The sequence below is a fragment of the Brevundimonas mediterranea genome, from assembly GCF_011064825.1.
In the GTDB taxonomy this organism is placed as follows: Bacteria; Pseudomonadota; Alphaproteobacteria; order Caulobacterales; family Caulobacteraceae; genus Brevundimonas; species Brevundimonas mediterranea_A.
In genome coordinates, this window is sequence record NZ_CP048751.1 from 3049248 (window position 1) to 3074497 (window position 25250).

Genomic DNA, 25250 nt, shown 5'->3' on the forward strand with positions numbered 1-25250 from the left:
GTGCGGCGAGCAGGAGACGGCATCCATCGCCGCCCCTAAGGACCCCGGCGGTCTCCTTCCCGCCGGCTTCATCGCTCGACCACAGCCCCGCCGCCGTCAGGGCGCTGGATCCGACGCCCTCCCCATCGGCGGGGATGAGAGGATGATACGGGCGCCGGCGGGTATGGCGGGGAAATAGGGTCGAGATTCTTTTAGGGCGTTGAAATCGTTCGATTCAGACCAGCGTCATTGTGGGCGTTGGCCTAGGTTGTCGATCATCACTTTCGTCATTCCGGGCGGAGGGCCGCTTGGCCCGCAGACCCGGAACCCAGCGGCGCCGAAGGCGAAATCTATCCGCCGCACCGCTTCTGGAGGCTGAGTCCGCGACAACTTCGCGCTCTCGCGCGCCGCTGGGTTCCGGGTCTCCGCTGCGCTTCGCCCGGAATGACGAAAGAGGGAGGGCGGCGTCACCTCTCCGCGCGCGAAGGCGCGTGGGGAGGTGAGACGTCAGCCGCCGAAGCCGCCGTCGTCGAGGAAGGCCTGTTCCTCGGGCGTGGTGGCGCGGCCCAGGGCGGGGTTGCGGTGGGGGAAGCGGCCGAAGCGGACGATGATGTCGCGGTGGAGGCGGCCCCATTTCTCGAGCTCGGCGTCGCCGGCGACCAGGGCCATGTAGCGGTCCTGATCCTCAAGCCGTTCGGAATGTTCGAAGGGGAGGAGGAGGAAGTTCTTCAGTTCCGGCGCGACCCGGAGATGGTGGCCGCGCGCCACGGCCTGGTTCGCGAACATCAGGGCCAGAGGATCGGTGGCGAACTGGTGCGCCGTGCCGCGGAAACTGTTCCTCGGATACTGATCGAGCAGGATCAGGAGGGCGAGGGCGGTCTCCGCCGTCTCGATCCAGTCGTCGCGCTCGCGCCGGGCGGCGGACAGGTGCAGATCATGGCCCCGCGTGCGAAACGCGGCGTCGAAAGCCTCGTCCTTGGCGAACCACTTGTCGGGACCGGCCGCTTTCCAGAAGGCGACGACGTCGGATGGGGCTATGAAGGCGGTCATGACACAGATCTTAGCCAATCCGTTGCCCGTCTTCCATGACCGCGACTGCGACCTTTCGATCATTCGCGGCAAGCGCGTGGCCATGATCGGCTACGGCAGCCAGGGGCGGACCCATGCGCTGAACCTGCGCGATTCGGGCGTGACCGACATCGTGGTGGGCCTGAAGGCCGGGTCGAAGACGCGGGAACGGGCCAAGGCCGACGGATTCGCCGTGATGACCGCGGGCGAAGCGGCGGCGGGCGCGGATGTGGTCGCCGTCATGACCTCGGACGAGGCGCACCGCGACCTGTGGCGCGACGAACTGGCGCCGAACGTGCGGCCAGGGGCGGCCTTGGTCTTCGCCCACGGCCTGTCGGTGCGGTTCGGCCTGGTGGAGCCGCGCGCCGACCTGGACGTGATCCTGGCCTCGCCCAAGGGGATCGGGCCGCGCATCCGCGACCTGTACGAGGCCGGGGAGGGGGTCTTCTGCCTGTTCGGGGTGCATCAGGACGCCACGGGCGGCGCCCACGCCCTGGGCCTGTCCTATGCGGCCGCCCTGGGGTGCGGGCGCAAGGGCATCCTCGAGACGACGATGAGGGACGAGTGCGAGAGCGATCTGTTCGGCGAACAGGTGGTGCTGTGCGGCGGGATCGCCGAACTGATCGATTCGGCCTTCATGAAACTGGTCGAGGCCGGCTATCCGCCCGAGGTGGCCTGGTTCGAATGTTTCTACGAGGCCAAGCTGGTCACCGACCTGATGTACGAACGCGGCATAGCCGGCGCCTTCGCCAAGATTTCCAATACGGCGGAGTACGGGGCCTATCTGACCGGGCCGCGCATCATCAACGCCGCCTCGCGCGCGGCGATGGACCAGGTGCTGGCCGAGGTGCAGGGCGGGGGGTTCGTGCGCGCCCTGATGGCGGATTACGACGCCGGCTCGCCCGACCTGCTGGCGCGGCGCAGCGCCCTGGGCCGGCGGCCGATCGAGGCGGTGGGGACGCATCTGAACGAAGTGGCGCGCAAGGCCCGGGAGTCGGCGGCGAACGACGACTGACGTCTGGCCGCGCGGGGAGGCGGCGGGTCTGAAACCCGCCGTCCTGCCGTCGATGTCAAAAGAGAAGATGGTCGGAGTGAGAGGATTCGAACCTCCGACCCCTGCGTCCCGAACGCAGTGCTCTACCAGGCTGAGCCACACTCCGACCGTGGGGGCTGGCCTGGCGGCGTCGCCCCGAAGTGAGGACGCGGCTTATAGCCATGGGTTTCGGACCCCGCAAGCATCCATTTCGACCTTCTTCGCACGGGGCGAAAATAGTCCTGAAAGAGGGTGTTGCATCCGAAAACGGTTTGGCCTATCTGACCGCCTCCGCCGCGCGAGAGCGCTGCGGTCGCCGGACCTGCTGGGGAATGGTGTAATGGTAACACTCCGGTTTTTGGTACCGTCATTCTAGGTTCGAGTCCTAGTTCCCCAGCCATCCGCCCCATAAGGGTTTAAGCCCTTTCGGCGCCGAGTCACCTTGGCAGGCCGAGTTCGACCCACGCGCCTCACGCTGTTGCGAGCAATTCGCAGGGCGTGTATCGCGCTGGACAATGGCACAGTCAGACTCACAGCCGGGGCAGAGTTTCGCGCAATTGCTGATGATCGAACGTCCGTCGCTGGTGCGGCTGGCGCGACGTATTCTGGGCGACTCCAGCTTGGCCGAGGACATCGCCCAGACCCTGTGGCTGCGTGTGCAACGGATCGCCGACCCTGCGGCGATCCAGGACAAGCGCGCCTATCTCTATCGATTGGCCCTCAACCTGGCCTCGGACCAGATGCGCCGCCGCAAGCGTGGCGCGGTCCTCTTCGAGGGCCAGATCGAGGATCCCGGCGTGATCGACGCCGCCCCCACGACCGAGGCCCGGATCATGCATCGGCAAAGGCTGGACCTCCTGGCGGAAGCCATCGACGAGTTGCCGCCGCGTTGCCGCGAGGTCTTCCTGCTGCGGCGTATCGAGGAGCTGTCGCCGGCCGAGGTCGCCGAACGGTTGGGCATCACGCCGAACGCCGTAGCCAAACACGTCCGCCACGCCTTGCACCACTGCCAAACGCGACTGGCGGAACGGGAGGCTGGATGATGTCGCGAGCGCCCAGACACGTCGCCCCCATAGACCGGGAGGCCGCACGCTGGCTGGCTGAGCAGGACGGCGGCCTGCTGGACGCCGTCGGCGAGGACCGGCTGAAGACATGGCTGGAAACGCCGGCGAACGCCCGCGCCTTCGCACGTGCGCAGTCCCTTTGGCGGGACATGGGCCAGGCGGCTCGCCCCGCCGCGCCCGCATGGCGCGCGAGGTCGGAACGGCGTTCGCGACGCACAGCGATTCCGCGCATCGGCCGGTCAGGACTACCGATCGCAACCGGGCTGGCGGCCGCCGTGGTTCTGGCCTGCATGATGCTGGACGTTCCGACCCGTCTGCACGCCGACGTGCTCACCCGGCCGGGGGAGCAAAGGACGGTGAGGCTGGACGACGGCTCGGTCGTGCAGGTGAACACCGACAGCGCCATCGACGTGGCCTATGCGCCTGACCGCCGAACGGTTCGACTGCTGCGCGGAGAAGCCGCCTTCACGGTCGCGCCCGACGCCCAGCGGCCCTTCACGGTCGAGGCCGGCGGCGGCTCCGCCACAGCCCTGGGCACGCGGTTCGTCGTTCGCCGTCGCGCCGCCATGACCCAGGTCTCGGTGACCGAACACAGGGTTCGAATTGCGACCCGCTCGGGATCGGTGACGACGCCCGAGACCATGACCTCGACCTACCGTCCGGATCAGGCGCCGTCCGCCCCGACGCCGTCGTCGCCGGACGTCGACGCCTGGACCCAGGGCTGGCTGGTGTTCGAAGATCGCCCCCTGGCCGAGGTGGTCGAGGAGATCGCCCGCTACTCGCCGACGCCGATCACGGTGTTTGGACGCGCCGTTCGAAACCGTCGCGTCAGCGGCGCCTTCGGGATCGATCAGCCGTCCCGCACCCTCGCGCGATTGGAACAGACCCTGGGTGTTCGCGCCACGCGCCTGCCCGGCGGCGCGGTGATCATTCACGGCTGAGCGGATCTCCAGGATTTTTTTTGAATTCGGACAGTCCCGGTTCGGCCTCCTAGTGCGTCTATCTAAAGAGAACCATTCTCATTCGCATGGCTTGCGAACCAACCGGACCGGCGCGGAGCGCGCCACGAGAGACGAAATTGACTAAGGCGAGACACGAACTGGGGGCCCTGCGTCTCTTCCTCATGGCCACGGCCGCCGTGGTTCCGGCCATCATCCTCGCACCGGCCGCCCAGGCGCAGTCTGCAGCGACGCAGTTCGACATACCGGCCGGCCCCCTGTCGCCGGCCCTGGCCGCCTTCGCCCGCCAGGCTGATATCGAAATGGCCTACGACGCCGGCCTGACGCGCGGCGTTTCGACACGCGGACTGCGGGGGCGATACGGCGCGTCAGAGGGGCTGTCGCGTCTGCTGTCCGGCACCGGCGTGACCTATCGTCTGTCGGGCCGCACGGCGACCCTGTCCGCCGCCCCCGCCATCGCCGACGGAACCCTCGCCCTGGGTCCGATCAGGGTGCAGGGCGCGACCGAAGGCGGCGCAGGCGGGCTCAGCGCCACCGGCGCCGGCGAGGCGGGCGATCCTGTGGAAGCGCCCTACCGCACGACCGGATCCAGCGCCTATATCGCGCAGGACACCATCGAACGGTTTCGCGGCGCCTCGACCGCCGACATCATCAAGGGCGTGGCGGGCGTGACCGCCGGCGACCCGCGCGTCGCCAACGCTCTGGACGTCAATATCCGCGGCATTCAGGGCCAGAGCCGGGTGCCGATCATCATCGACGGCGGCCAGTCGACCATGGACGCCTACCGCGGCTACGCCGGTCAGTCGCAGTGGACCTATCTGGATCCCGATCTGATCTCCAGCATCACCATCAACAAGGGCCCCAGCCTGGAGGCCAACGCCTCTGGCGGCATCGGCGGCGTGGTCGTTATGGAGACGCTGAACGTCGACGACGTCCTGAGCGAAGGCCGCGACCTGGGCCTGCGCGTCCGCACCGGCGTGTCCGACGCCAGCGCCCGCAGCCTTCCGGCCTATAGCGACAAGTCGCGGACCGACCGGGGCGACCTGACCCGTCCGGGCGGGCAATTCTTCAACATCGCCGGCGCGGGACGCTGGGATCGGTTCGACCTGGTCGCCGCCTACGCCTGGCGCGACACGGGCAACTATTTCTCGGGCCACCGGAACTACAACGACTTCCCCCAGGGACGGCGGGTCCTGGCGACGCTGAACCCCACGAACGCTGAGGTTTTCAACACCTCGTCCCAGTCGGAATCCCTGCTGCTGAAGGGAACCTGGCGCGTCACCGATCACCAGACGCTGGAGGCCGGCTATCGCCGCTATCAGGGCGAGCAGGGCGAGATCATGGCCTCGCAGATCATTCGGGTAGATCGCGACCAGGTCCCGCAATGGGACCTGGGGACCGTCGATATGGACGCCTATAGTCTGCGTTACCGCTACAAGCCCCAGGGCGATCTGATCGATCTCAAGGTCAACGCCTGGTACACCCACGCCGACAGCCTGATGTACAACGGCCTGACCGGCATCACTCCCTGGTATTATGACCGCCGCACCGAATGGTACGACGGCCCCTCCTTCAACACCGACCCGGGGTACAAGGAGGCCTATCGCAACGAACTGACCCAGAAACGGTTCGGCGGCGACCTCACCAATACCTCGCTCCTGTTCACCGGCGCGGGCAAGTTCACCTTGAACTACGGCCTGTCCTTCAGCGACGAGGACATCGCTCCCGGTCCGAACTCGCCGATCATGCACGACGATCTGGTGAACAACCGCTTCCTGCGCAACGCCGAACGTCAGGAATACAGCGCCGTCGCCTCGGTGAAGTGGGAGCCCGACACACACTGGGAGCTGATGGCCGGCGGGCGCTTCAACCGTGTCGAGGTCAAGGACCGCAACCGTCTGGCCACGCCCGCCACCTACGAGGTGATCGGTCAGTATCGCTATACCGAACTGCTGAACGGCGACCCGAGCCGCCCCGCCTACCTGGCGAAACGGATCGCCCTGCTGAACTGGTATCCCGACGCCAGCGGCCAGTTCACCAAGGCCTCGCTGCTGGCCTCGCCCTACGAACACGGTACGGTGGCCGATATCGTCGGCTGGAACTTCTACGACGCCGACGCGCCCGAAGATCTCAAGGTCCCGGCCACCTGGACCTGGTCCGACCCCATCCGGCGCACCGACGACGCCTTCATGCCGACCGGCAGCGTCACCTACCACTTCGACGAGGACACCCTCGTCTATGTGAAATACGCCGAGGGTGTGAAGCTGCCCAGCCTGTTCGAAACCACCCTGGGCCTGTTCAGCGCCGCGCGTCCGACCGAGGGCATGAAGCCTGAGCGCGGCCGAACATGGGAAGTCGGCGCCAGCGCCATCCGCCGCGACCTGCTCACCGGCGGCGACCGCACCGCCTTCAAGGTCGCCTATTTCAACACCGTGATCGACGATCTGATCACCCGCGACTACCGGAGCATTTCGGCGGGCCTGATCCGCAACATCGACACGTTCAAGGTGTCGGGCGTCGAACTCCAGTCGAACTACGACAACGGCGTCGTCTTCGGCGACCTGTCGGCCCACTATTATTTCGAGGCCAAGACCTGCGCGCCCGACATCGCCGCCGAACGCCGCGCCTATGGCGCCAGCCGCAAGAACGCCGAACTGATGGCCACGCCCGACTGCGTCGACGGCGGCTTCGTCGGCGCCTACACCAACACCCAGAACCCGCCGCGCTTCAATCTGAACCTGACTCTGGGCGCGCACCTGTTCGACGACCGCCTGACCCTCGGCGGTCGGGCGGTCCACAACTCGGGTCCGATCAGCAAGCTGGACAAGGCCTGGAACGTCGGCCTGTCGGCGATCCAGCAACTGTATCTTGAGACGACCGTCTATGACGCCTTCGCAAGCCTGAAGGTGACGGACCAGACGGCGCTGGACCTCAACATCGACAATGTGATGGACGAATACTACCTCGACCCGCTGGCTCTGGGCGTCATGCCCGCGCCCGGCCGCACCGTTCGCCTCGCCCTGACCTATCGTTACTGAGGCCGCCATGATCCAAGTCGAAACAAGCCGCGCGAAACGTCTGAAGTCCGCCAGCCATGGCGTCCACGAAGGGCTGGACAAGGCCATCATGGCCGCCAAGCCGTTCAGCAGCCGCGAGACCTATGCCGTGTTCCTGCGTATCCAGCAGATGTTCCACCGCGACATCGCCGCCCTGTACGCGGCGCCGGAATTGGCGGCCCTGTTCCCGGATCTGTCCGGACGCCGCCGCTACGAACAGGTGAAGGCCGATCTCGCCGATCTGGGCGCTGCGCCGGCCGATGAAACGCCGGTCCCGCGCTTCGTGGAGGGCGCATCGGTGGATCTGCCGACGGCCCTGGGCTGGCTCTACGTCGCCGAAGGGTCGAACCTGGGCGCCGCCTTCCTGATCAAGGCGGCGGCGGCGCTGGGCCTGTCGGCCCAATTCGGCGCCCGCCATCTGGCCGCCTCGCCCGAAGGCCGCGCCAACCACTGGCGCAGATTCACCGCCGCCCTCGACGCCCCGGATCTGACAGACGAGGAAGAGGCCCGCGTCATGGCCGGCGCCTCGGCCGCCTTCACCCGCGTGCGCGGCCTGGTCGATGTCGGCTTTCGCCATGGAGCCGCCGACCCGGCATGACAGCCGCGCCGCGCGCCACGATCCTGAACGACGTCGGGGGCCTTGCCCCCCGGCGTCCCAGGGCGCGCGCCCGTCGCGCCCTGGCCCTGGGCGCCGCCCTGGCCCTTCACGCCGCGCCCCTGCTGCTTCTGATCCATTTCGTCGTCCCGGCGCCCATGCCGCTGGAGGAGCCGCCCGTAATCGTCGTGGCTCTGGTCCGCAGCAACGCCGCACCGCCCCGACCGCCATCCGAACAGGTCGATGGTCCCAAGCAGATCCAGGCCGCGTCCAGCCGCCCCCTCCCGCGCCCGCCAGTCCCGCTCCGCGTTCACGCCGAGGCGCCCGAAGCCGTGGCCATCCCGGTCGCGCCTCCCGTCCCGCGCGCAGCCGAACGCCAGACGCCGGCGCCCGCCACCACGGCCCCCGTCTCGCGCCCTGCGCCGCCTTCGCCCAGCGCCTCGACCGCCCCGCAAGACTGGAAAGCCCGCCTCCTGGCCCATCTGGACAGCAAGAAGCGCTATCCGCCCGGTGCCCAGCGCCTGCGTCAGGAGGGCGTGGTCCATGTGCGGTTCACGATGGACCGCGCCGGCCGCGTCCTGGCCTCAAGGATTGAACGCAGTTCCGGCCGCGCCCTGCTCGACCGCGAGGCCCTCGCCATGCTGGCGCGGGCCCAACCTCTGCCCGCGCCCCCGCCTGAAATCTCCGGCGCCACGATCGAGCTCACGACCCCGGTCGAGTTCTTCCTGTCGCGCTGAGCGGCAGCCCCAAGACGTGTCCCGCGCCTGGACATCTTTCGACAACGCGCCAGTTCATCTTCAACCCCTGGAGTCCCGCGACGCTTTCGGAGTTGGCAAGTCGGGAAGGGTGCGAACGACATTGGCGATCGCGCCTGCCAGGAAGTCCATCTCCTGCATGGTGTTGAACAGGTTGGGGGTCACCCGGACGCAGCCGCCTCGATCGACGCCTCCTCGAGCCACGGTGAAGATGCGGTGGCGATCCAGCAGCTGGCGCGCGATGGCCTCATTGGCGCGCATCGAGGTCTGTCCTGTGATTCTGAAGGCTGTGATCGCGCCATACAGGCCGGGCTCGTCAGGGGTGAGAATTTCGATTCCTGGAATAGCCCGTGCGGGTTCGACCCAGCGATCGCGCAGGGCGCGCAGGCGCGCGCTCTTGCGGTCCAGGCCGATGCGGGTCTCGAACGCGAGGGCCGATGGCACGGTCAGGAAGGCGGCGGCGTTCAGCGTGCCGGTATGGATCCGTTCGCTGATGACGTCCGGAGCGTCGGACGCTGTCGCCAGGTCATGGTCGATGCGATCAAGGGCGCTCTTGCGAATGTGCAGGACGCCGACGCCCAGGGGCGCGGCCAGCCATTTGTGCCCGTTCAGGCCGACGAAGTCGCAATCCAGGTCCGGCAGGGCGAAGTCGAGTTGACGCCAGCTGTGGGCGGCGTCGACGATCACATCGATGCCGCGTTCACGCGCCAGGGCCGCTATTTCCCGGACAGGCAGGACGAGACCGGTTCTGTGACTGACATGGGTCAACAGCACCAGGCGCACGTGCGGATGTCTGTCGAAGGCCTCGGCATAGGCGTCGATCAGCCGCATTCTTGTGGCCGGTTCGGGCAGGGCGATCCTCACGACCTCGGCCCGCTCGCGCAGGGCCAGTCGATCCATGCAGTGCTGCATGCTGTCGTAGTCCAGATCCGCATAGAGGACCGCGTCGCCGGGGGTGAGACGGTTGTAGCCGCCGATCAGCGCCTTCAGCGCCTCTGTCGCATTCCGCGTGAAGGCGATCTCGTCGTCGGGGACCCCCAGGGTCTCGGCGAGGCGGCTTCTGACGTCCATCAGATCCCGCCCCATGCCGCGGCGGGCGTAGTAGCTCGTCTCGCGGTTCACACGGGACAGGACCTCGACATAGTGCGCGTGGACCGGCCTGGGCATCATGCCCCAGTTGCCGTTCTCGAGCTGGATGACGTCCCGGGTGACGTCGTACTCGGCGGCGATGTCGCGCCAGAAGGCGTCGTCGTCGGAGGCTGCGCGGGCCGGCGTGGGCGTCAGTGCGGCTCCGGCGGGGAGGACGACGCCGCCAGCCAGCAGCGCACGACGGTTGAGCTCAAGCATGGAAATCTCGGCGATGGCCCGGACGCTGCTGCAACGTCGGGAAGAGCGGGAAGGGCGTGGCGGTCCAGCCGCCACGCCCCATGGGATCCTGATCGGGATCTGCGTCAGAAATTATAGCCCAGACGCATCCAGTATTGCCCGCCGTCGGTGTCGAACGGGGCGTTACGCGAGTAGAGCAGGCCGCGATTGGCGTCGAGCGTCGCCCGGTCGGGATAGGAATCGAAGATATTCTCCCCCCCGACTTTGACATTCACGCCGTTGGCGAAATCGTACGAGACACTGAGATTGGCCAGCACCATCGGATCGAATTCCTGCCACAGGCGGTCGGCGTCGTCCGGGTCGGTGCCCATGTCGATCCAGGTCCCGTAGTAGCGGATGCGCGACGAGACCGAGAGCGAACCCAGGTCATAGCCGAATCCAGCAGAGACGCCCGCGCCAGGCCGCGAACGGCGGGCGAACAACTCCTTGTTGAGCGGGTTCAGCGGCGCGAGACGGTCATCGAGGATCTCGGTCTCATTCTGATTGTAGGACAGGCTGGTGTTGAACCGACCCGGACCGATGTCGCGGCGGTAGGCGGCGACGATGTCCACGCCCTGGGTGCGCGCTTCATAGGCGTTCATGAAGTAGCTGAGGGACGTGAAGTTCTGGGGGTTCGGCGTGCCCGCCGGAACCGACATCGAACGGGTCGTGAGGCGGTCCTTGGAGTCGACACGATAGACGTCGATGCTGAGCGTCAGCCCGTGGTTGTTGTAGACGACGCCCAGGGCGCTGTTCTTCGAAGTCTCGGGCTTCAGCGGCTGGGCGCCGAGCGAGATCGCCAGCGGATCGTTGACGTTCAGGCGGCCGCTGTTGTTCACCGAACCGTTGGTCAGGTTCAGGCTCTGGGTAAAGGCCGACGAATACAGGTCGAACGGCTTCGGGGCGCGGAACCCGGTGGAGTAGGTGCCGCGGACCGCCAGACCGACCGGCAGTTCATAGCGGGCGGCCAGACGGTAGTCGAAATTGCCGCCGAACGAATCGTGGTCCTCGTAGCGGCCGGCGGCCCCGAGCGTCAGCGCTTCGACAGGCCGCCATTCCAGGTCCACATAGGCGGCGTAGCTGCGGGCGTCCCATTCCCCGGCGCGCGCCGGGCTGTAGCCCGGCATGCCGTTGGATCCCACGGCCAGACCGTAGGCGGCCCCCGGTCCGATCTCCCACGAGGCCTTGTCGCCGACCTGTACGCCATAGGTCACGACGCGGGCCTCGGCGCCGAAGGCGATGTTCAGCGGCTCGCTGCCGCCAACCGGAAGCCGATAGACGAAGTCGGCGTTGGCGACGAAGTCGTCCTGATACTCGCGGCCGAGGAAGAAACTGGTCGGGCTCTTCGGACCGAGCGAGGCGTTGACCGTGTCGTCCAGGCTGAAGGCGACGCGGCTGGTGCCCCAGGTCAGGGCGAGGTCATAGGTCAGGCGATCCGACAGGTCGCCCCGGACGCCGCCTGACAGATGGTAGTCCTCGATCTTCGACCCGAACTGGGGCGTGAAGCCGCCCGGGAAGATCGACAGGAAGGAGAAGCCCGGGAAGGCGGCCGTCGCCTTGTAGACGTTGCTGGTGGCGTCCGGATTGCGCCAGTTGAAATCCGTCATCCCCTCGCTGTCGTTGAACAGGCCGAACGCGTAGAGTTCGTGGTTGCCGGACAGGCGATAGTTGGCGTTGAGCGAGCCCTTGAGCCGTTCCTCTTCCGGCTGGCCCCACTTCTGCACCGGATCGCGCAATTCAACGCCGGGGTGGGCGAGTTCAAAGGCGAGGGCGTCCGGCCGCTGGACCTGCCGGCCCGTGCGGCCCTGCCGGTTGTACTCGAGAGCGCCGCTGATCGAGCCATTTTCGCCGAGCGCGAGACCGCCGCCGAGACCGAAGCGATACTCTTCGCCGTCCCCCTGATAGTAGCGCGAGAACTGGCTGAAGGCGCGCAGCCCCGGGCGGTCGTCGAGGATGATGTTGATCACGCCGGCGATGGCGTCCGAGCCGTACTGGGCGGACGCGCCGTCACGGAGGATTTCCGTGCGACGGATCGAGGCGGAGGGGATGGTGGACAGGTCGGGGGCCTGACCCTGCGCGGAGTTGTGGTAACGCCGGCCGTTCACCAGCGCGAGGACGTATTTGCCCGGCATGCCGCGCATGGTCGTCGGGCGCACGAAGGCCGGCGGGTCGGCGTGCAGGCGCTGCACGTTGAAGGACGGGGCGAGCAGGGTCAGCGTGTCCTGAAGATCGCCGGACACGCTCTCGCGGATCTCTTCCTGGGACAGGACGTCGACGGGCGACAGGGTCTCGGCGGCCGTGCGCGAGGCTTGTCGGGTGCCGGTCACGATCACTTCGTCCAGCGCCTCCACGCCGCCCGGGGTTCCCAGCGGGGGCGGCGCAGACCGGGTCGCGGCGTTCGCAGCCGGTCTGGCGGGTGCCGCGCGGACCGGCGCCGAGGGAGCGGCTTCGATCAGCACAGCGTCGCCGACGATGCGGGCGGTCAGTCCACTGCCGCCGACCAGTCGGGCGAGGGCGTCAGCCTGGCTGAAACGACCTTCGACGGCCTGGCTGCGGCGACCCTGGAGCAGGGCGGGGCGCGCCGCGACCTGAAGGCCGGTGGCGCGCGAATAGGCCGTCAGCGCCCGGCCCAGATCCTGGGCGGGAATAGAGAAGGCCTGGTGCGCGGCCTGGGCCGTGGCCACGGCCGGCGTCACGGCCAGAGCGGCCGCGAGTGCGAAAACGGAGGCGCTGAGCGCCCGTGTGGAAGTCATGTCGGTATCCCCCGGTGAATCGTCGACTGTGATCGACATCGGTTCGATGTCCGGCCAGGGCCGAACCCGACATTTCTTTTTGTGAAACCTTAGCGACGGTCCGGCTGGCGAGATCCGCTGCGGACGACGATCGTCTCTCCCGTCGTGTCAATGCGCACGTCATAGGCTCTCTCGATCAGCGCCAGCGTGGCAGGCGGGTCCGTCAGGCGGAAGCGTCCGCTGACCGGGATACGGCTGGCCTGGCCATCAATGACGACGGGCGTTCTCGAGAAGCGGTCGATTTCGGCCACGAGGCGTCCCAGGGTCGTTTCCTCCGCGTCGAACCAGCCGTCGGTCCAGTCGGGCCGGGTCGAGAGACTGTGTGTCGTCGGGCGGATACGGCCGTGTTCCAACATCGCGCGGTCTCCAGGCTCCAGGTCGAGGATCTGGCCTCCGCGCGTACGCAGTCGGACCGCGCCTCGATAGAGAGTGACTTCCGCCCGACCGCAGGCCATCCGATCCACATTGAAAGCGGTCCCCATGACCCGTACCTCGCCTTCGCCCGCGTCGATGACGAACGGCCGACCGTCGTGCCGCACTTCGAACCAGGCCTCGCCGCGCTCGAGCGTCGCGGCGCGCCAGAGAGGGCTCTGCCGGATCGACAGGCGGGCGTCGCCATTCAGCCGGATCGAGGTGCCGTCCGCCAGCGCCACCGTCCGGGTCTCGCCGCGCCGGGTCTCCAGGGTTCGGTGGTCCATCCAGGGCGCGACAAGCACGGCGGCGATGCAGACGGCCGCCATCGCCAGGGCGGAGGGCGCCGCCAGACGCCACGGAACCCGAAGGGGGCGCCGGAGATCGGCCCGCTGCTCCACCTCAGCCGCCGCCTGGCTCAAGGCGTCGGAGCGCCACAAGCCGATCATCTCGGCGAAGGCCGCGCGGTGAGCGGGACTCGCGTTCATCCAGCTCTCGAACGCTGCGGCGTCATCGAGATCCGCATCCGGGTGCGAGGCTCGGTCCGCCCAGGCGGCGGCCTCCGCCATGATGCGTTTGTCATTCGTCATCAGAGCGCCGTCCTCCGCCCGCGCCGCTTCTGACCGCAGGCCTCATTCAGGTCCAGCAGACCTCGGGTCACATGTTTCTCCACCGCCTTGACGCTCAGGCCAAGGTCCTCGGCGATGGCGGCGCAACCCTGGCGGTGGATGCGTCGCCGGATTATGATCTCTCGACGCAGGCGCGGCATGCGCTTGAGCGCGCGTTTCAGGACCTCCACGGCCTCGCGGCCCTCCACAACCCTTTCGGGCGAAGGTTGGCCGCTGGCGAGCGTTTCGCTCAACCCTTCGACCCTCCAACGTCGCTCACGCCGATACTCCTCGTTCACGAGATTCTCCGCGATGCGCGTGGCGAGGCCGTACAGGTTGTCGATCCGGCCGCCGCGTTGGTACTCGATAAGCCGCAGCAAGGTTTCCTGCGCCACATCGTCCGCCATATCCGCGCGCCCCAGCCGTCGATGGGCCAGTCGACGGACGAAGTCGCGGACCGGCGACCACGTAACCGTCGCCAGCTTCTGATCCCCGTCGTACGCCACGTCCGCGCCCCCGCCGAAAGGCGTGCCTGCTGTCTGTTCGGCGCGGTGTAGCGGGGTCCTGTGAAGCTTGAGTGTCCCGGACATGTCCTGTTGGCGACACACCGCAGCGCCCACGAGATCTCCTGCTGGTTCAGCTGGCGTCGAACAACGCCAGGCGCGCCGCTGGCCTGTTCCGTTGCGTGAACCGGTCGATCGGCGTCAGCAGGGGAAGCGCCGGCACATACCGCTCCAGCGATAACCGAGCCGACTGGTCGATTGGTCGGTCGTCCATCATCGCGGCCCGCCGGCTCCCCGCCGCGGCTCTAGGTTCAGGACTTGGGACCAACGGCTGCTAGGGGCAGAACCCGGCGAAGCTTGTGAGCGGCGGGTCAGGCCTTTCCGTATTTCCCCAAAGGCGTATGGATCAGTTTGCCGGACGCCGGCCAGTATTCCACCTTGCATCCGGAACGCCCGCCGCAGATCGAATCGACGATCTCTATGCCCCGGTCAGCGAGGAAACCCTCGGCGAAGGCCACATTGTGCGCCCCCACATTGTAGAACGAATCGCCGGGACTGGCGCCGCCGAACACCATGGCTTCGAGACAGTGGGGATTGGCTCCGGCTTCCAGCAGGCCATCGACCAGACGCTGCATGAGGTAGGAGCCGTAGCGCGACGGGTCGTCCTGTTCCGAAAGCGGCGTCGGAGATTCGGGGAGAACGAAATGGTTCATGCCGCCCACGCCTCGCTTGGGATCGCGAATACAGGCTGCGACACACGAGCCGAGGACCGTCGTGATCACCGCGTCCGGGTCGTCGCTGATGCTGTATTGGCCCTGCGATATGGAGGTAAGGTGGACGGGCCGCTCGCCCTGGTCCCAGGTGCGACTGCAAATATTGTATCTCATGACGATCTGAGCCGGGATCTGGACCCAGTCCGGGGTCGTGTCTGAAGTCGCAAGATTTCGACTGTAGCGAACATTGGTATACGGACAATGTACGCAACGGCAAAAATGAAGGGCGCCGGGACTTTCGCTGGGACCTCACGCTCCCTAGCTAAGCAGTGCTTCAGCTGAGGAGAATGACCATGGCCACCGCCCACGAGAAACGTCTGGCGCCGTTGAAAACCCCCACCAGCCTGTCGGAGGCCGCGACGCGGGATATTTCCGCCGCTCTGACGACCCTGCTGGCGGATGTCTTTGCTCTCTATATCAAGACCAAGAATTTCCACTGGCACGTGTCCGGCCCGCATTTCCGCGACTATCACCTGATGCTGGACGAACAATCGGCCGAGATCCTGGCCATGACCGATCTGATCGCCGAACGGGCGCGCAAGATCGGCGGGACCACTCTGCGCTCTGTCGGTCAGATCGCCCGCGAATCGCGCGTTCTCGACAATGACGCCGAGTTCGTGGATGCGCTCGACATGCTGGCCGAACTGCGGGACGACAACAACGACCTGGTCGGGCGTATGCGCGAGGTCCACGATCTTTGCGACGAGCACAACGACGTGGCGACCGCCAGCCTGCTGGAGAACTGGATCGACGAGAGCGAGAAGCGCGTCTGGTTCCTGTTCGAATCGAGCCGCCGCGGCAACGTCTGATCCGACGCACGGACCGTCCGGAACCCTCCGGCTTGCAAAGTCTTAACGATCGGTAATATCTGGTCGGAAAGACGCGGAGGGGATGATGCGGACGGTCCTGATCGGTTGCGGCCTGGCGCTGGGCGTCGTCGTCGCCTCTACGGCCCCGGCGCGGGCCGATATGGCGGAGGCCTTTGGCAACACCATCGTGTCTCACTATCCCAACGGCCAGTGGGTGAAGCATTTTTTCGAGCCGGACGGCCGCTATGTGTCCCAGTTCTCGGACGGGCGTCAGTTGAGCGCGCGCTGGAGCCGGGAGGGCGACAAGATCTGTTTGACCGGGTTCAGGCCACGCCAGATTCTGCCACGCTTCTGTAGCCGCATGGTCGAGGCCGACATCGGTCAAAGCTGGCAGGCTCGCGATCCCCTGGGACGGACGATCCGCAACGAACTGGTCGCCGGACGCCGCTGAAGGCCGCTGGAGGCTCTTGTCAGGCGACGTCCGGCCCTCTAGAGCCCACCACCTGCCCAAGCGGATGTGGCGGAACTGGTAGACGCACTGGATTTAGGTTCCAGCGCCGCAAGGCGTGGAGGTTCGAGTCCTCTCATCCGCACCAAAGCAAAAAGGCCCCGGATCGCTCCGGGGCCTTTTCTTGTTTTGGCCTATCGCCCTCGCGGGCCTACTTGAGGCCGGTTTTGGGCTGGTCGCCCTCAGGACTTATGGCCGTTTTGGTTGGCCTGCCTGAGGACATCAGCGCGTGTCTCAGCTGATCGGCGGGACAGGCGGCGGCGGCAGGTCGCTGTCGGTCTCGTGGACCTCGATCAGGCCACGGCCCAGGTGGCTCTTGCGATAGCCATACAGGAAATAGATCAACAGGCCGAAGCCGCCCCAGATCGGCAGCACCATCTTGGCGTCGTGCGGCAGGTTCCAGAACAGGAAGGCGCAACCGAAGGCGGACAGGGGCGCGAAGAGCCAGATCAGCGGCGTCCGGAACGGACGTTTGCGGTTCGGTTCCTTGACCCGCAAGATCAGCACCGCGATCGACACCATGAAGAAGGCGAACAGGGTGCCGGAGTTCGAGATGTCCGCCAGTTTGCCGACCGGGAACAGGGCGGCGCCGATGGCCACGGCGATGCCTGTGAAGGCGGTGACGATATAGGGCGTCTTCCACTTGGGGTGCATCTTGGTCAGGCCTTCCGGCAGCAGGCCGTCGCGCGCCATGACGAAGAAGATACGGGTCTGGCCGTAGATCATCATCAGGATGACCGAGGGGAGGGCCAGCAGGGCGGCGGTGCCGAGGGCGTTGCCGATCTGGGGATGACCGATCACGCGCAGGACGTGGGCCAGGGCCTCGTTGGAGCACACCAGGGCTTCGGCGTTGGCCGGCAGGGCGCAGGCGGCGACGAAGGCGGGCGAACCGGGTTGGACGGCTTCGCCGGCGGCGCCGAGCACCGGCTGTGCGCCGATGGCGCCGGCCGCACCAAGCGCGACCAGAAGATAGAAGACCGTGCAGATGGCCAGCGAGCCGATCAGACCGATCGGTACGTTGCGTTGCGGGTTCTTGGTCTCTTCAGCCGCCGTCGAGACGGCGTCGAAGCCGACATAGGCGAAGAAGATCGAGGCGGCGGCGCCGACGATTCCCATGCCGGAAGACGCGCCGAACAGCCCGTTGGGGGCGAAGGGCGACAGGTTGGCCGTCTTGATCACCGGCAGGGTGATGACGATGAAGACGGTCAGGGCGGCGACCTTGATCAGGACCAAGACCGCGTTGACCCGGGCTGATTCCGTCGTGCCCAGCATCAGCAGGCCGGTGACCAGCAGGGCCACGACGATGGCCGGGATGTTGACGATCCCCGCCGAAAAGTCGGGCATCGGAATGAAGCCGTTCATGGCCCAGGTCGGTCCGGCGGATAGGAGGTCAGGGAAATCGAACCCGAGCCCCTGTTCTATCAGTCCGAGGACATAGCCCGACCAGCCGACCGAGACGGCTGCAGCCGCGACGGCGTATTCCAGGATCAGGGCCCAGCCCACGCACCAGGCCAGAAGCTCGCCCATGACGGCGTAGGTGTAGGTATAGGCCGAGCCCGAGACCGGGGCCATGGCGGCCAGTTCCGAATAGCAGAGCGCCGCGACGGCGCAGACCGCGCCGGCGATGACGAAGCTGACCATCATGCCGGGGCCGGCCTTCTGCGAGGCGGCGGCCGTCAGCACGAAGATGCCGGTGCCGATGATGGCGCCGATGCCCAGCAAGGTCAGTTGAATAGGTCCGAGCGACCGATGAAGCGATTTCTTCTCGGCCGTGGCCAGAATCGCGTCGAGCGACTTAACGCGCCACATAGAATACCCCCACGTTTACAGCGGCCCCTCGGCCGCGTTGGGCGGACGCTAGCGGCGGATCGAATGGCGCGCAACGCGCATGACGAGGCGGTAAAGCCCTCACGACGCTTTCGTGATCACGGCGCATCGGTGGCGCATCGGGGGCGCATCGGGTTAGAGGCGGGTGATGTTGCCGATCCACGCTGTTCTCGAACCCCTGAAAGCCGTCCTTGCGGCCGGAAATACGGCGGTGCTGGCCGCGCCGCCGGGGGCGGGCAAGACCACGGTCGTGCCCTTGGCCCTGCTGGATCAGGCCTGGCTGGGCGAGGGGAAGATCCTGGTGCTGGAGCCGCGCCGTATCGCCGCACGGGCGGCGGCGGACCGGATGGCCAGCACCCTTGGGGAGACGGCGGGCGGGACCGTCGGCTATCGCACCCGGCTGCAAAGCCGGATCGGACCGAAGACGCGGATCGAGGTGATCACCGAGGGCGTCTTCACCCGGATGATCCTGGACGACCCCGGTCTGGAGGGGGTGGGCGCCGTCCTGTTCGACGAATTCCACGAGCGCAGCCTGGACGCCGACCTGGGGCTGGCCCTGGCGCGGGAGACGCAAGGGGTGCTGCGGGAGGACCTGCGGCTGCTGGTCATGTCGGCGACGCTGGACGTGGCGGGGGTGTCGAGACTGCTGGACGGCGCGCCGGTGATCGAGGCGGAGGGGCGGGCCTATCCGGTCGAGACCCGCTATCTGGGGCGCAATCCGGCCGAACGGTTCGAAGAGGCGATGGCGCGGGGGTGTCTGACGGCGCTGGGCGAAGAGACCGGCTCGGTGCTGGCCTTCCTGCCGGGGCAGGGCGAGATTCACCGGGTAGCGCGGCTCGTCAGCGAGCGGCTGCGGTTGCCGAATGTCGATGTGGTTCCGCTGTACGGCGGGCTGGACCGGGTCGAGCAGGATCGGGCTATCGAACCGGCGGTGGAGGGGCGGCGCAAACTGGTGCTGGCGACTTCGGTGGCGGAGACCAGTCTGACCATCGACGGGGTGCGGGTGGTGCTGGACGGCGGTCTGTCGCGCGTGCCCCGGTTCGAGCCGTCCAGCGGCCTGACGCGGTTGGCGACGGTGCGGGTCAGCCGGTCGTCGGCGGAACAGAGGCGGGGCCGGGCCGGGCGGACCGAACCGGGCGTCTGCTATCGCCTGTGGGACGAGGAACAGACGCGGGGCCTGGTCCCGCACCAACGGCCGGAGATCCAGGAGGCGGACCTGACCGGTCTGGCGCTGGATCTGGCGCGGTGGGGCGCGCGGTCGGTCGAGGGGCTGGCCCTGCTGGATCCGCCCCCGGCCGGGGCCATGGCGGAGGCGCGCAAGGTGTTGAGCCGTCTGGGGGCGCTGGACGCCGAAGGCGGCCTGTCGGATCATGGACGACGTCTGACGCGCATCCCGCTGTCGCCGCGGCTGGCCCATATGGTCGCCGTGGCCTCGGACGCCGGGGACGCCATGACCGGGGCGCGGATCGCGGCGGTGCTGAGCGAGCCGGGCCTGGGCGGCTCGGGCGTGGACCTGGCGGATCGTCTGGTCGGGCTGGAACGGGATCGGTCGCCCCGGGCGCGGGATGCGCTGAAACTGGCCGACCGGTGGGCGAAGGCGGCGGGCGGCGGCAAGGGCGAGACGGTCGAACCGGGCCTGTTGCTGGCCGAGGCCTTTCCCGAACGCATCGCCAAGGCGCGCGGCAAGACGGGCGAACTGTTGCTGGCCAGCGGGCGCGGGGCGGCGCTGGACGCGGCCGATCATCTGGCGCGAGAATCCTGGTTGGCGGTGGCGGAGCTGTCAGCGGGTGGGGGCGGCGGCGAGGCGCGCGACCGGGTGCGGCTGGCGGCGGCGCTGGACGGGACGCGGATCGAGGCCGACCTGGGGCGATTGATCGATGTCGAGGATCGGCTGGTCAAGGAGCCGTCCGGCCGGATGGTGATCCGGCGTGCGCGACGCATCGGCGCCCTGGTGCTGGATGAAAAGGTGATCGGGGCGCCGGACGCCAAAACCATGACGGCGGCCCTGCGCGCCGAGATCGAGGCCGAGGGCCTAGGCGCCCTGCGTTGGGGCGAACAGGCGACGGGGTTGCGGGCGCGGCTGGCCTTTCTGCACGGGTTGGATGCTGGCTGGCCGGATGTTTCGGACGCCGCTCTGCTGGAGGCGCGGGCGGACTGGCTGTGGCCGGTGTTGGAGGGGGCGAAGTCGCTGGAAACGATCAGCGACGGGCGGCTGGCCGAGGCCCTGCGGGGGCTGGTTCCCTGGGATTTGCAGCGCAAGCTGGATGATCTCGCGCCCGGTCGGCTGGACACGCCCCTGGGGTCGGCGGGGATCGACTATGGCGCCGAAGGCGGGCCGCGCGTGGAGATCCGCGTGCAGGAGCTGTTCGGCGTCGTCACCCATCCGACCGTCGGCGGCGGACGGGTTCCCCTGACCCTGTCGCTGCTGTCCCCGGCGCGGCGACCCGTTCAGGTGACGAAGGACCTGCCGGGGTTCTGGGCCGGGTCCTGGGCGGCGGTGCGGTCGGACATGCGGGGCCGTTATCCGCGCCATCCCTGGCCCGAGAACCCGGCCGATGCCCAGCCCACCAACCGGGTCAAGCCGCGCGGGACCTGAGCGCCGGACTTGACCGCGCGGGACGGGCAAAGCATTGGCTTTGCTCCCAAGCAGGATTTCACCGTGTCTGACGCAAAGAATGTTTCGCCGACCGCCCGGAAGGGGCGGGTTCTTTTCGCCAGCCTGATCGGCACCACGATCGAATTCTACGACTTCTACATCTACGCCACGGCGGCGGTGTTGGTGTTTCCGCGCCTGTTCTTCCCCGGCGCCGATCCGACGACGGCCATGCTGTCGTCCTTCGCCACCTTCTCCATCGCCTTCTTCGCGCGGCCGGTCGGCGCCCTGGCCTTCGGGCATTTCGGGGACCGGGTCGGGCGCAAGGCGACGCTGGTGGCGGCCCTGATGACCATGGGCGTGTCGACCGTGGCCATCGGCCTGCTGCCGACCCATGCCTCGGTCGGGATCATCGCGCCCCTGTTGCTGGCCCTGTGCCGGTTCGGACAGGGGCTGGGCCTGGGCGGAGAATGGGGCGGCGCCGTGCTGCTGGCCACCGAGAACGCCCCGCCCGGCAAGAAGGCCTGGTTCGGCATGTTCCCGCAGCTTGGCGCGCCGATCGGCTTCATTCTATCGACCGCCTCCTTCATCGTGCTGACCTCGACGATGAACGAGGCTCAATTCGAGGCCTGGGGGTGGCGTCTTCCCTTCCTGGCCAGCGCCCTTTTGGTGTTCGTCGGTCTGTGGGTGCGGTTGAAGATCACCGAGACCCCCGAGTTCCAGAAGGCGGTGGACCGCAACGAGCGGGTCAAGGCGCCGGCCGTCACCCTGTTTGCTCATCACAAGATGGCGCTGTTCCTGGGGACGTTCAGCGGGGTGACGACCTTCTCGCTGTTCTATCTGATGACCGTCTTCGCCCTGGGTTGGGCCACGACGGGCATGGGATATGAGCGGGCGGACATCCTGCCGATCCAGTTGATCGGGGTGCTGTTCTTCGCCGCCTTCATTCCGGTGACGGCCCTGCTGGCGGACAGGTATGGGCAGGTGAAGGTGTTGATCGCGTCGTCGGTGGGCATCGGCCTGTTCGGCGCCCTGTTCGCGCCCCTGTTCGGCGCCGGTCTGACCGGACTGCTGATCTTCTTCGCCCTGGGGTTCGGGCTGATGGGCTGCACCTATGGCCCCATCGGCGCGGCCATGGCGCGGCCCTTCCCGACGACGGTCCGCTATACGGGGGCGTCCATGGCCTTCAATCTGGCGGGCATCGTCGGGGCGTCGCTGGCGCCCTATCTGGCGACCTGGCTGGCGCAGAACTATGGGCTGGCGGCGGTCGGCGGTTATCTGGCCCTGTCGGCGGTGGTGACCATCCTGGCCCTGTGGGGCATGGGACGGGTCAGCCCGGAGACCGAGCTTTAAGCCTCGTCCGTGGCGGCGTAGACCATGATGCCCGTGGCGATGGCCAGGTTCAGGCTGTCGGCCCGGCCGCGCATCGGGATCTTGACGTTGACGTCGCAGGCGGCGGCCAGTTGGTCGGTCAGGCCCGCCTGTTCATTGCCCATCAGGATCAGCGACGGCTTTTGCATCACCGCAGAGCGGTGGCTGACGGTCGCGTCCAGGCGGGTGCCGACGACGCTGCCGGGCCAGGTCTTGCGCCAGGCCAGGAAGGCCTCGGGGTCGGTCCTGGTGATGGAGACGGCGAAGACCGAGCCCATGGTCGCGCGCACGGCCTCGACCGAATAGGGATCGACGCAGTCGCCGATCAGGATGACGCCGCCGCATCCGGCCGCGTCGGCGGTGCGGATGATGGTGCCCAGATTGCCGGGATCGCGCACCTGCTCCAGGGCCACCCAGCAGGGCGCTGACGTCGGGTCCAGGCTGTCCAGCGGCGCATAGGCCTGGTCGAACACGCCCAGCACGGTCTGGGGATTGTCGCGGCGGCTGATCTTTTCGAGGATGGCGTGGGTGACGATGATGATGTCGCCGCCGGCCTTGCGCGTCTCGGCCTTGGCCCGGTCCAGCAGGGGGTGGGGGCGAGCCTCCTCGCCGACCAGCAGCATGCGCGGCGCGCGACCCAGGTCCAGGGCCTCGCCGATGAACTTCAGACCTTCGGCCAGGAAGGCGCCGGTCAGGTCGCGCTCCTTGCGCATATGCAGGGCGCGGACGCTCTTGATCGTGTCGTTCGTCAGGGAGGTGATGACGCGATATTCGTCTCTGGCGCTCATCGGCTCCACCGCGCGAAGAAGGACAGGCCGATGGCGCGGGCGTCCGGGCCGTCTTCGGACAGGGCCAGTTCGCCCCAGTCGATGCGGCCGCCGCGATCATGCGTCGCCTCGGCCATCAGATGGGCCAGGGACAGGCCCGAGACCCGGGCGGCATAGGCGTTCAGCAACAGGAAGTCGGCGTCGTCGGCCAGCAGGGCGGCGCAGTCCTTCAGCAGGAGCGGCATGTCCTCGAACAGGCGCCAGACCTCGCCGGTCGGGCCGCGCCCGTATTTGGGCGGGTCGAGGATAATGCCGTCGTATTTGGAGCCGCGACGAACCTCGCGGGCGACATATTTGCGGGCGTCTTCGACGATCCAGCGGATCGGGTGCTGGGACAGGCCGGACTGTTCGGCGTTCTCGCGGGCGTAGGCGACCGATTTCTTCGAGGCGTCGACGTGGGTGACCTCGGCCCCGGCGGCGGCGGCGGCCAGGCTGGCGACGCCGGTGTAGCCGAACAGGTTGAGGATCTTCGGGGCTCTGCCGGCTTCGCGCGAGAAGCTGCGCACGCGGTTGTCCAGCCATTCCCAGTTGGCGGCCTGTTCCGGGAAGAAGGCCAGGTGGCGGAAGGGGGTGAAACGGCCGGTGAATTTCACGTCGCGCCATTTCAGGGGGAAGGCGTCAATGGGGCCGTGCTGGTCGAACCGCCAGCGGCCCGAGTCTTCCTCCTCCTGCTGGGGATCGAAGGTGGCCGTGGCGTTCTCGAAGGCGGCCGGATCGCGCGGGGACCAGAAACACTGGGGCTCGGGGCGGACCACGGTGTAGCGGCCGTAGCGCTCCAGCTTCTTGCCGTCGCCGCTATCCAGCAGGGCGTAGTCGGACCAGCCGCGGGTCACGAGGGTTTCGGGGGTGGGGGAGAGCAGGGGCGCCATTGTGCGGCTGATAGGCGGTCAGGCGGCCTCGCGTCCAGCGTCCACCGTCATCACGGACGTGCATTCGGCGTCGATCTCGGCGTCGTGGGCCGTCTTGTCCCATGCATAGGGGGCGACGATCAGCCGCCAAAGGGCATGGATGAAGGCCAGGCTGAGCAGGGACCAGTAGGCGGGCGCGGCCAACATGTCGGTCAGCCTGTAGTCCTGCCCGGCCCGTCTTGCGCCCACCGCACAGCCCATCCAGGCGGCGATGACGCCCACGGCCAGGACGGCGAAGGAGGCCAAAGGCACGACTGGAGCCATGCCGATGTTGAGGGCGACCATCAGGGCCGCAATGAGCCAGGCCAGGGTGGGCGCGTGGGAAGCCGCCGAGACGATGGCGGCGCCCAGCGTCATGGCCAGCGACAGCTGGCCGCGCCGGCCCAGGGCCCGAGGCGCACGCGTGTGGACGCCCCAGGTCTGCATATAGCCTTTCAGCCAACGGGTGCGTTGCGGCAGCCAGCGTTCCAGCGCCCCCGGCGGCGCTTCCCAGGTCGGGCTTTCGAGCACCCCCAGCCGCCATCCCGCGGACCAGAGCTTGAAGCCCAGATCGGCGTCTTCCGTGACGTTGTAGGCGTCCCAGCCCCCGACCCGACGAAGGGCGGCGGTTCGCAGGTGATTGCTGGTGCCCCCCAGAGGAAAAGGCAGGTTCAGCTTCGCCATGCCGGGCAGGTTGACCTCGAACAGGGCGGCGTATTCGAAGGCGAACTGGCGGTCGAGGAAGGTCGAGAGTTCGGCGTTGCGCCGGCGAATCCGCAGGGGGGCCTGAAGGCAACCCAGTTGCGGCTGGCCGGCGAAACGTGAGGCCGCCTCGCGCAATTGGCCGGGATCCGGTTCGTCTTCGGCGTCATAGATGGTCAGGAGCTCGCCTGTCGCGAAAGCCAGGGCGTGGTTCAGTGCGCGGGGTTTGGTCTTCGGAGCGCCTGGCGGGACCACGAGGATCCGGAGCCAGCCCGGCCGGCGCGCGGCCTTGGCCGCATCTATGGTGGCCTGATCATGGGCTTCCAGCACGAGAAAACCTTCGAGTTGACGCCGCGGATAGTCGATTTTCGACAGGCGCTGGATAAGCTGGGGCACAACGGCCGCCTCGTCATGAAGGGCGGCCAGAATTGTGTAACGCGGCCACCGGGAGGGTTTGGGCGACGACGGGGTAGGACGAAGACAGGCGATGACCAGGGCCGCGCGCCACAGGGCCGAGGCGACGAAGCCCATCTGAATCCCGATGAACGACGCCGAAAGCGTCGAGCGGGGCCAGACGATTCCTGCGGCCACAAGCGCCGTCGCCAGGCTCGCGACCATGATCGCCTGCCCCAAGGTCGGCATTCGCCGCGCCGCGCCGGTTTGCGCCGCATCCCTCGTCGTCATGTCCGTTCGCCCCCGCGCCCGGCGCAACACAACTAGAAATACGCATTTCGCGCAACCTTGTTCTTCGAGGCGGCGATTGGC

20 protein-coding genes and 3 tRNA genes are annotated in these 25250 nt (G+C 67.7%); 12 read left to right on the top strand and 11 right to left on the bottom strand.

Annotated features, from left to right (window positions below; all coding sequences use genetic code 11):
• Nucleotides 1–486: 486 nt before the first annotated feature.
• Nucleotides 487–1029: a DUF924 family protein gene (locus tag GYM46_RS14990; protein WP_008262047.1), complete on the bottom strand. Its 543-nt coding sequence runs from the start codon at nt 1027–1029 to the stop codon at nt 487–489.
• Here GYM46_RS14990 and ilvC point away from each other — a divergent pair.
• Nucleotides 1028–2062, top strand: coding sequence for a ketol-acid reductoisomerase (ilvC, locus tag GYM46_RS14995; RefSeq protein WP_008259233.1), 1035 nt, complete (start codon nt 1028–1030; stop codon nt 2060–2062). The two genes, GYM46_RS14990 and ilvC, sit on opposite strands and share 2 nt — an antisense overlap.
• A gap of 68 nt (nt 2063–2130) precedes the next feature.
• Here the strand turns inward: ilvC and GYM46_RS15000 are convergent.
• Nucleotides 2131–2207: transfer RNA gene (locus GYM46_RS15000), tRNA-Pro, on the bottom strand.
• 199 nt (nt 2208–2406) lie between these two features.
• On the opposite strand from GYM46_RS15000, the gene GYM46_RS15005 reads away from it, so the two are divergent.
• The 6 genes from GYM46_RS15005 to GYM46_RS15030 all read left to right on the top strand — a co-directional run bounded on the left by GYM46_RS15005 (nt 2407) and on the right by GYM46_RS15030 (nt 8491).
• Nucleotides 2407–2480, top strand: a tRNA-Gln gene (locus GYM46_RS15005).
• A gap of 115 nt (nt 2481–2595) precedes the next feature.
• On the top strand, nt 2596–3123 hold the full coding sequence (locus GYM46_RS15010) for an RNA polymerase sigma factor (protein ID WP_081836117.1): 528 nt from the start codon (nt 2596–2598) through the stop codon (nt 3121–3123).
• Nucleotides 3120–4085 carry a FecR family protein gene (locus GYM46_RS15015; protein ID WP_008263178.1) on the top strand — a complete coding sequence of 322 codons (966 nt, stop codon included), beginning with the start codon at nt 3120–3122 and terminating at the stop codon, nt 4083–4085. The genes GYM46_RS15010 and GYM46_RS15015 overlap by 4 nt, the downstream gene beginning before the upstream one ends.
• A gap of 137 nt (nt 4086–4222) precedes the next feature.
• Nucleotides 4223–7141, top strand: coding sequence for a TonB-dependent receptor (locus tag GYM46_RS15020; protein WP_198004279.1), 2919 nt, complete (start codon nt 4223–4225; stop codon nt 7139–7141).
• A gap of 7 nt (nt 7142–7148) precedes the next feature.
• On the top strand, nt 7149–7757 hold the full coding sequence (locus tag GYM46_RS15025) for a biliverdin-producing heme oxygenase (RefSeq protein WP_008261440.1): 609 nt from the start codon (nt 7149–7151) through the stop codon (nt 7755–7757).
• Entirely contained in the window at nt 7754–8491 is a 738-nt protein-coding gene (locus GYM46_RS15030) for an energy transducer TonB (RefSeq protein WP_008261718.1), read from the top strand. The genes GYM46_RS15025 and GYM46_RS15030 overlap by 4 nt, the downstream gene beginning before the upstream one ends.
• 60 nt (nt 8492–8551) lie before the next feature.
• Here the strand turns inward: GYM46_RS15030 and GYM46_RS15035 are convergent, their stop codons facing one another.
• The 5 genes from GYM46_RS15035 to GYM46_RS15055 form a co-directional block, all read right to left on the bottom strand.
• Nucleotides 8552–9856 (bottom strand): aminotransferase class V-fold PLP-dependent enzyme, encoded by a 1305-nt coding sequence (locus GYM46_RS15035; RefSeq protein WP_050771638.1) that lies wholly within the window; start codon nt 9854–9856, stop codon nt 8552–8554.
• Between the two features lie 104 nt (nt 9857–9960).
• Nucleotides 9961–12627, bottom strand: a complete 2667-nt coding sequence (locus tag GYM46_RS15040; protein ID WP_208861701.1) for a TonB-dependent receptor — start codon at nt 12625–12627, stop codon at nt 9961–9963.
• Between the two features lie 89 nt (nt 12628–12716).
• Nucleotides 12717–13667, bottom strand: coding sequence for a FecR family protein (locus GYM46_RS15045; RefSeq protein ID WP_008260080.1), 951 nt, complete (start codon nt 13665–13667; stop codon nt 12717–12719).
• On the bottom strand, nt 13667–14275 hold the full coding sequence (locus GYM46_RS15050; protein WP_052004839.1) for an RNA polymerase sigma factor: 609 nt from the start codon (nt 14273–14275) through the stop codon (nt 13667–13669). The genes GYM46_RS15045 and GYM46_RS15050 overlap by 1 nt, the downstream gene beginning before the upstream one ends.
• 284 nt (nt 14276–14559) lie before the next feature.
• Nucleotides 14560–15075 (bottom strand): hypothetical protein, encoded by a 516-nt coding sequence (locus tag GYM46_RS15055; RefSeq protein WP_050771635.1) that lies wholly within the window; start codon nt 15073–15075, stop codon nt 14560–14562.
• 179 nt (nt 15076–15254) lie between these two features.
• On the opposite strand from GYM46_RS15055, the gene GYM46_RS15060 reads away from it, so the two are divergent.
• The 3 genes from GYM46_RS15060 (at nt 15255) to GYM46_RS15070 (ending at nt 16366) form a co-directional block, all read left to right on the top strand.
• The gene (locus GYM46_RS15060; protein ID WP_197019716.1) at nt 15255–15770 is read left to right on the top strand and encodes a Dps family protein; all 516 of its coding nucleotides are present in this window, start codon (nt 15255–15257) and stop codon (nt 15768–15770) included.
• A gap of 82 nt (nt 15771–15852) precedes the next feature.
• Nucleotides 15853–16221, top strand: coding sequence for a hypothetical protein (locus tag GYM46_RS15065; RefSeq protein WP_008258840.1), 369 nt, complete (start codon nt 15853–15855; stop codon nt 16219–16221).
• Nucleotides 16222–16281: 60 nt separating this feature from the next.
• Nucleotides 16282–16366, top strand: a tRNA-Leu gene (locus tag GYM46_RS15070).
• 146 nt (nt 16367–16512) lie between these two features.
• Here the strand turns inward: GYM46_RS15070 and GYM46_RS15075 are convergent.
• Nucleotides 16513–18087: an amino acid permease gene (locus GYM46_RS15075; protein ID WP_008260640.1), complete on the bottom strand. Its 1575-nt coding sequence runs from the start codon at nt 18085–18087 to the stop codon at nt 16513–16515.
• 166 nt (nt 18088–18253) lie between these two features.
• On the opposite strand from GYM46_RS15075, the gene hrpB reads away from it, so the two are divergent.
• Together hrpB and GYM46_RS15085 are read left to right on the top strand one after the other, a co-directional pair.
• On the top strand, nt 18254–20701 hold the full coding sequence (gene hrpB / locus GYM46_RS15080) for an ATP-dependent helicase HrpB (protein ID WP_008264080.1): 2448 nt from the start codon (nt 18254–18256) through the stop codon (nt 20699–20701).
• A gap of 63 nt (nt 20702–20764) precedes the next feature.
• On the top strand, nt 20765–22051 hold the full coding sequence (locus GYM46_RS15085) for an MFS transporter (RefSeq protein ID WP_040349582.1): 1287 nt from the start codon (nt 20765–20767) through the stop codon (nt 22049–22051).
• On the opposite strand, the gene GYM46_RS15090 is transcribed toward GYM46_RS15085, so the two are convergent.
• Genes GYM46_RS15090 through GYM46_RS15100 form a run of 3 tightly spaced genes read right to left on the bottom strand, consistent with a single transcriptional unit; the run spans nt 22048 to nt 25169 of the window.
• Nucleotides 22048–22857, bottom strand: a complete 810-nt coding sequence (locus tag GYM46_RS15090; RefSeq protein ID WP_040349581.1) for a TrmH family RNA methyltransferase — start codon at nt 22855–22857, stop codon at nt 22048–22050. The genes GYM46_RS15085 and GYM46_RS15090 overlap by 4 nt on opposite strands.
• Nucleotides 22854–23765: a class I SAM-dependent methyltransferase gene (locus GYM46_RS15095; RefSeq protein WP_008259027.1), complete on the bottom strand. Its 912-nt coding sequence runs from the start codon at nt 23763–23765 to the stop codon at nt 22854–22856. The genes GYM46_RS15090 and GYM46_RS15095 overlap by 4 nt, the downstream gene beginning before the upstream one ends.
• Nucleotides 23766–23783: 18 nt before the next feature.
• Complete coding sequence (locus tag GYM46_RS15100) at nt 23784–25169, bottom strand: glycosyltransferase family 2 protein (protein ID WP_008260364.1); 1386 nt, start codon at nt 25167–25169, stop codon at nt 23784–23786.
• Nucleotides 25170–25250 lie beyond the last annotated feature (81 nt).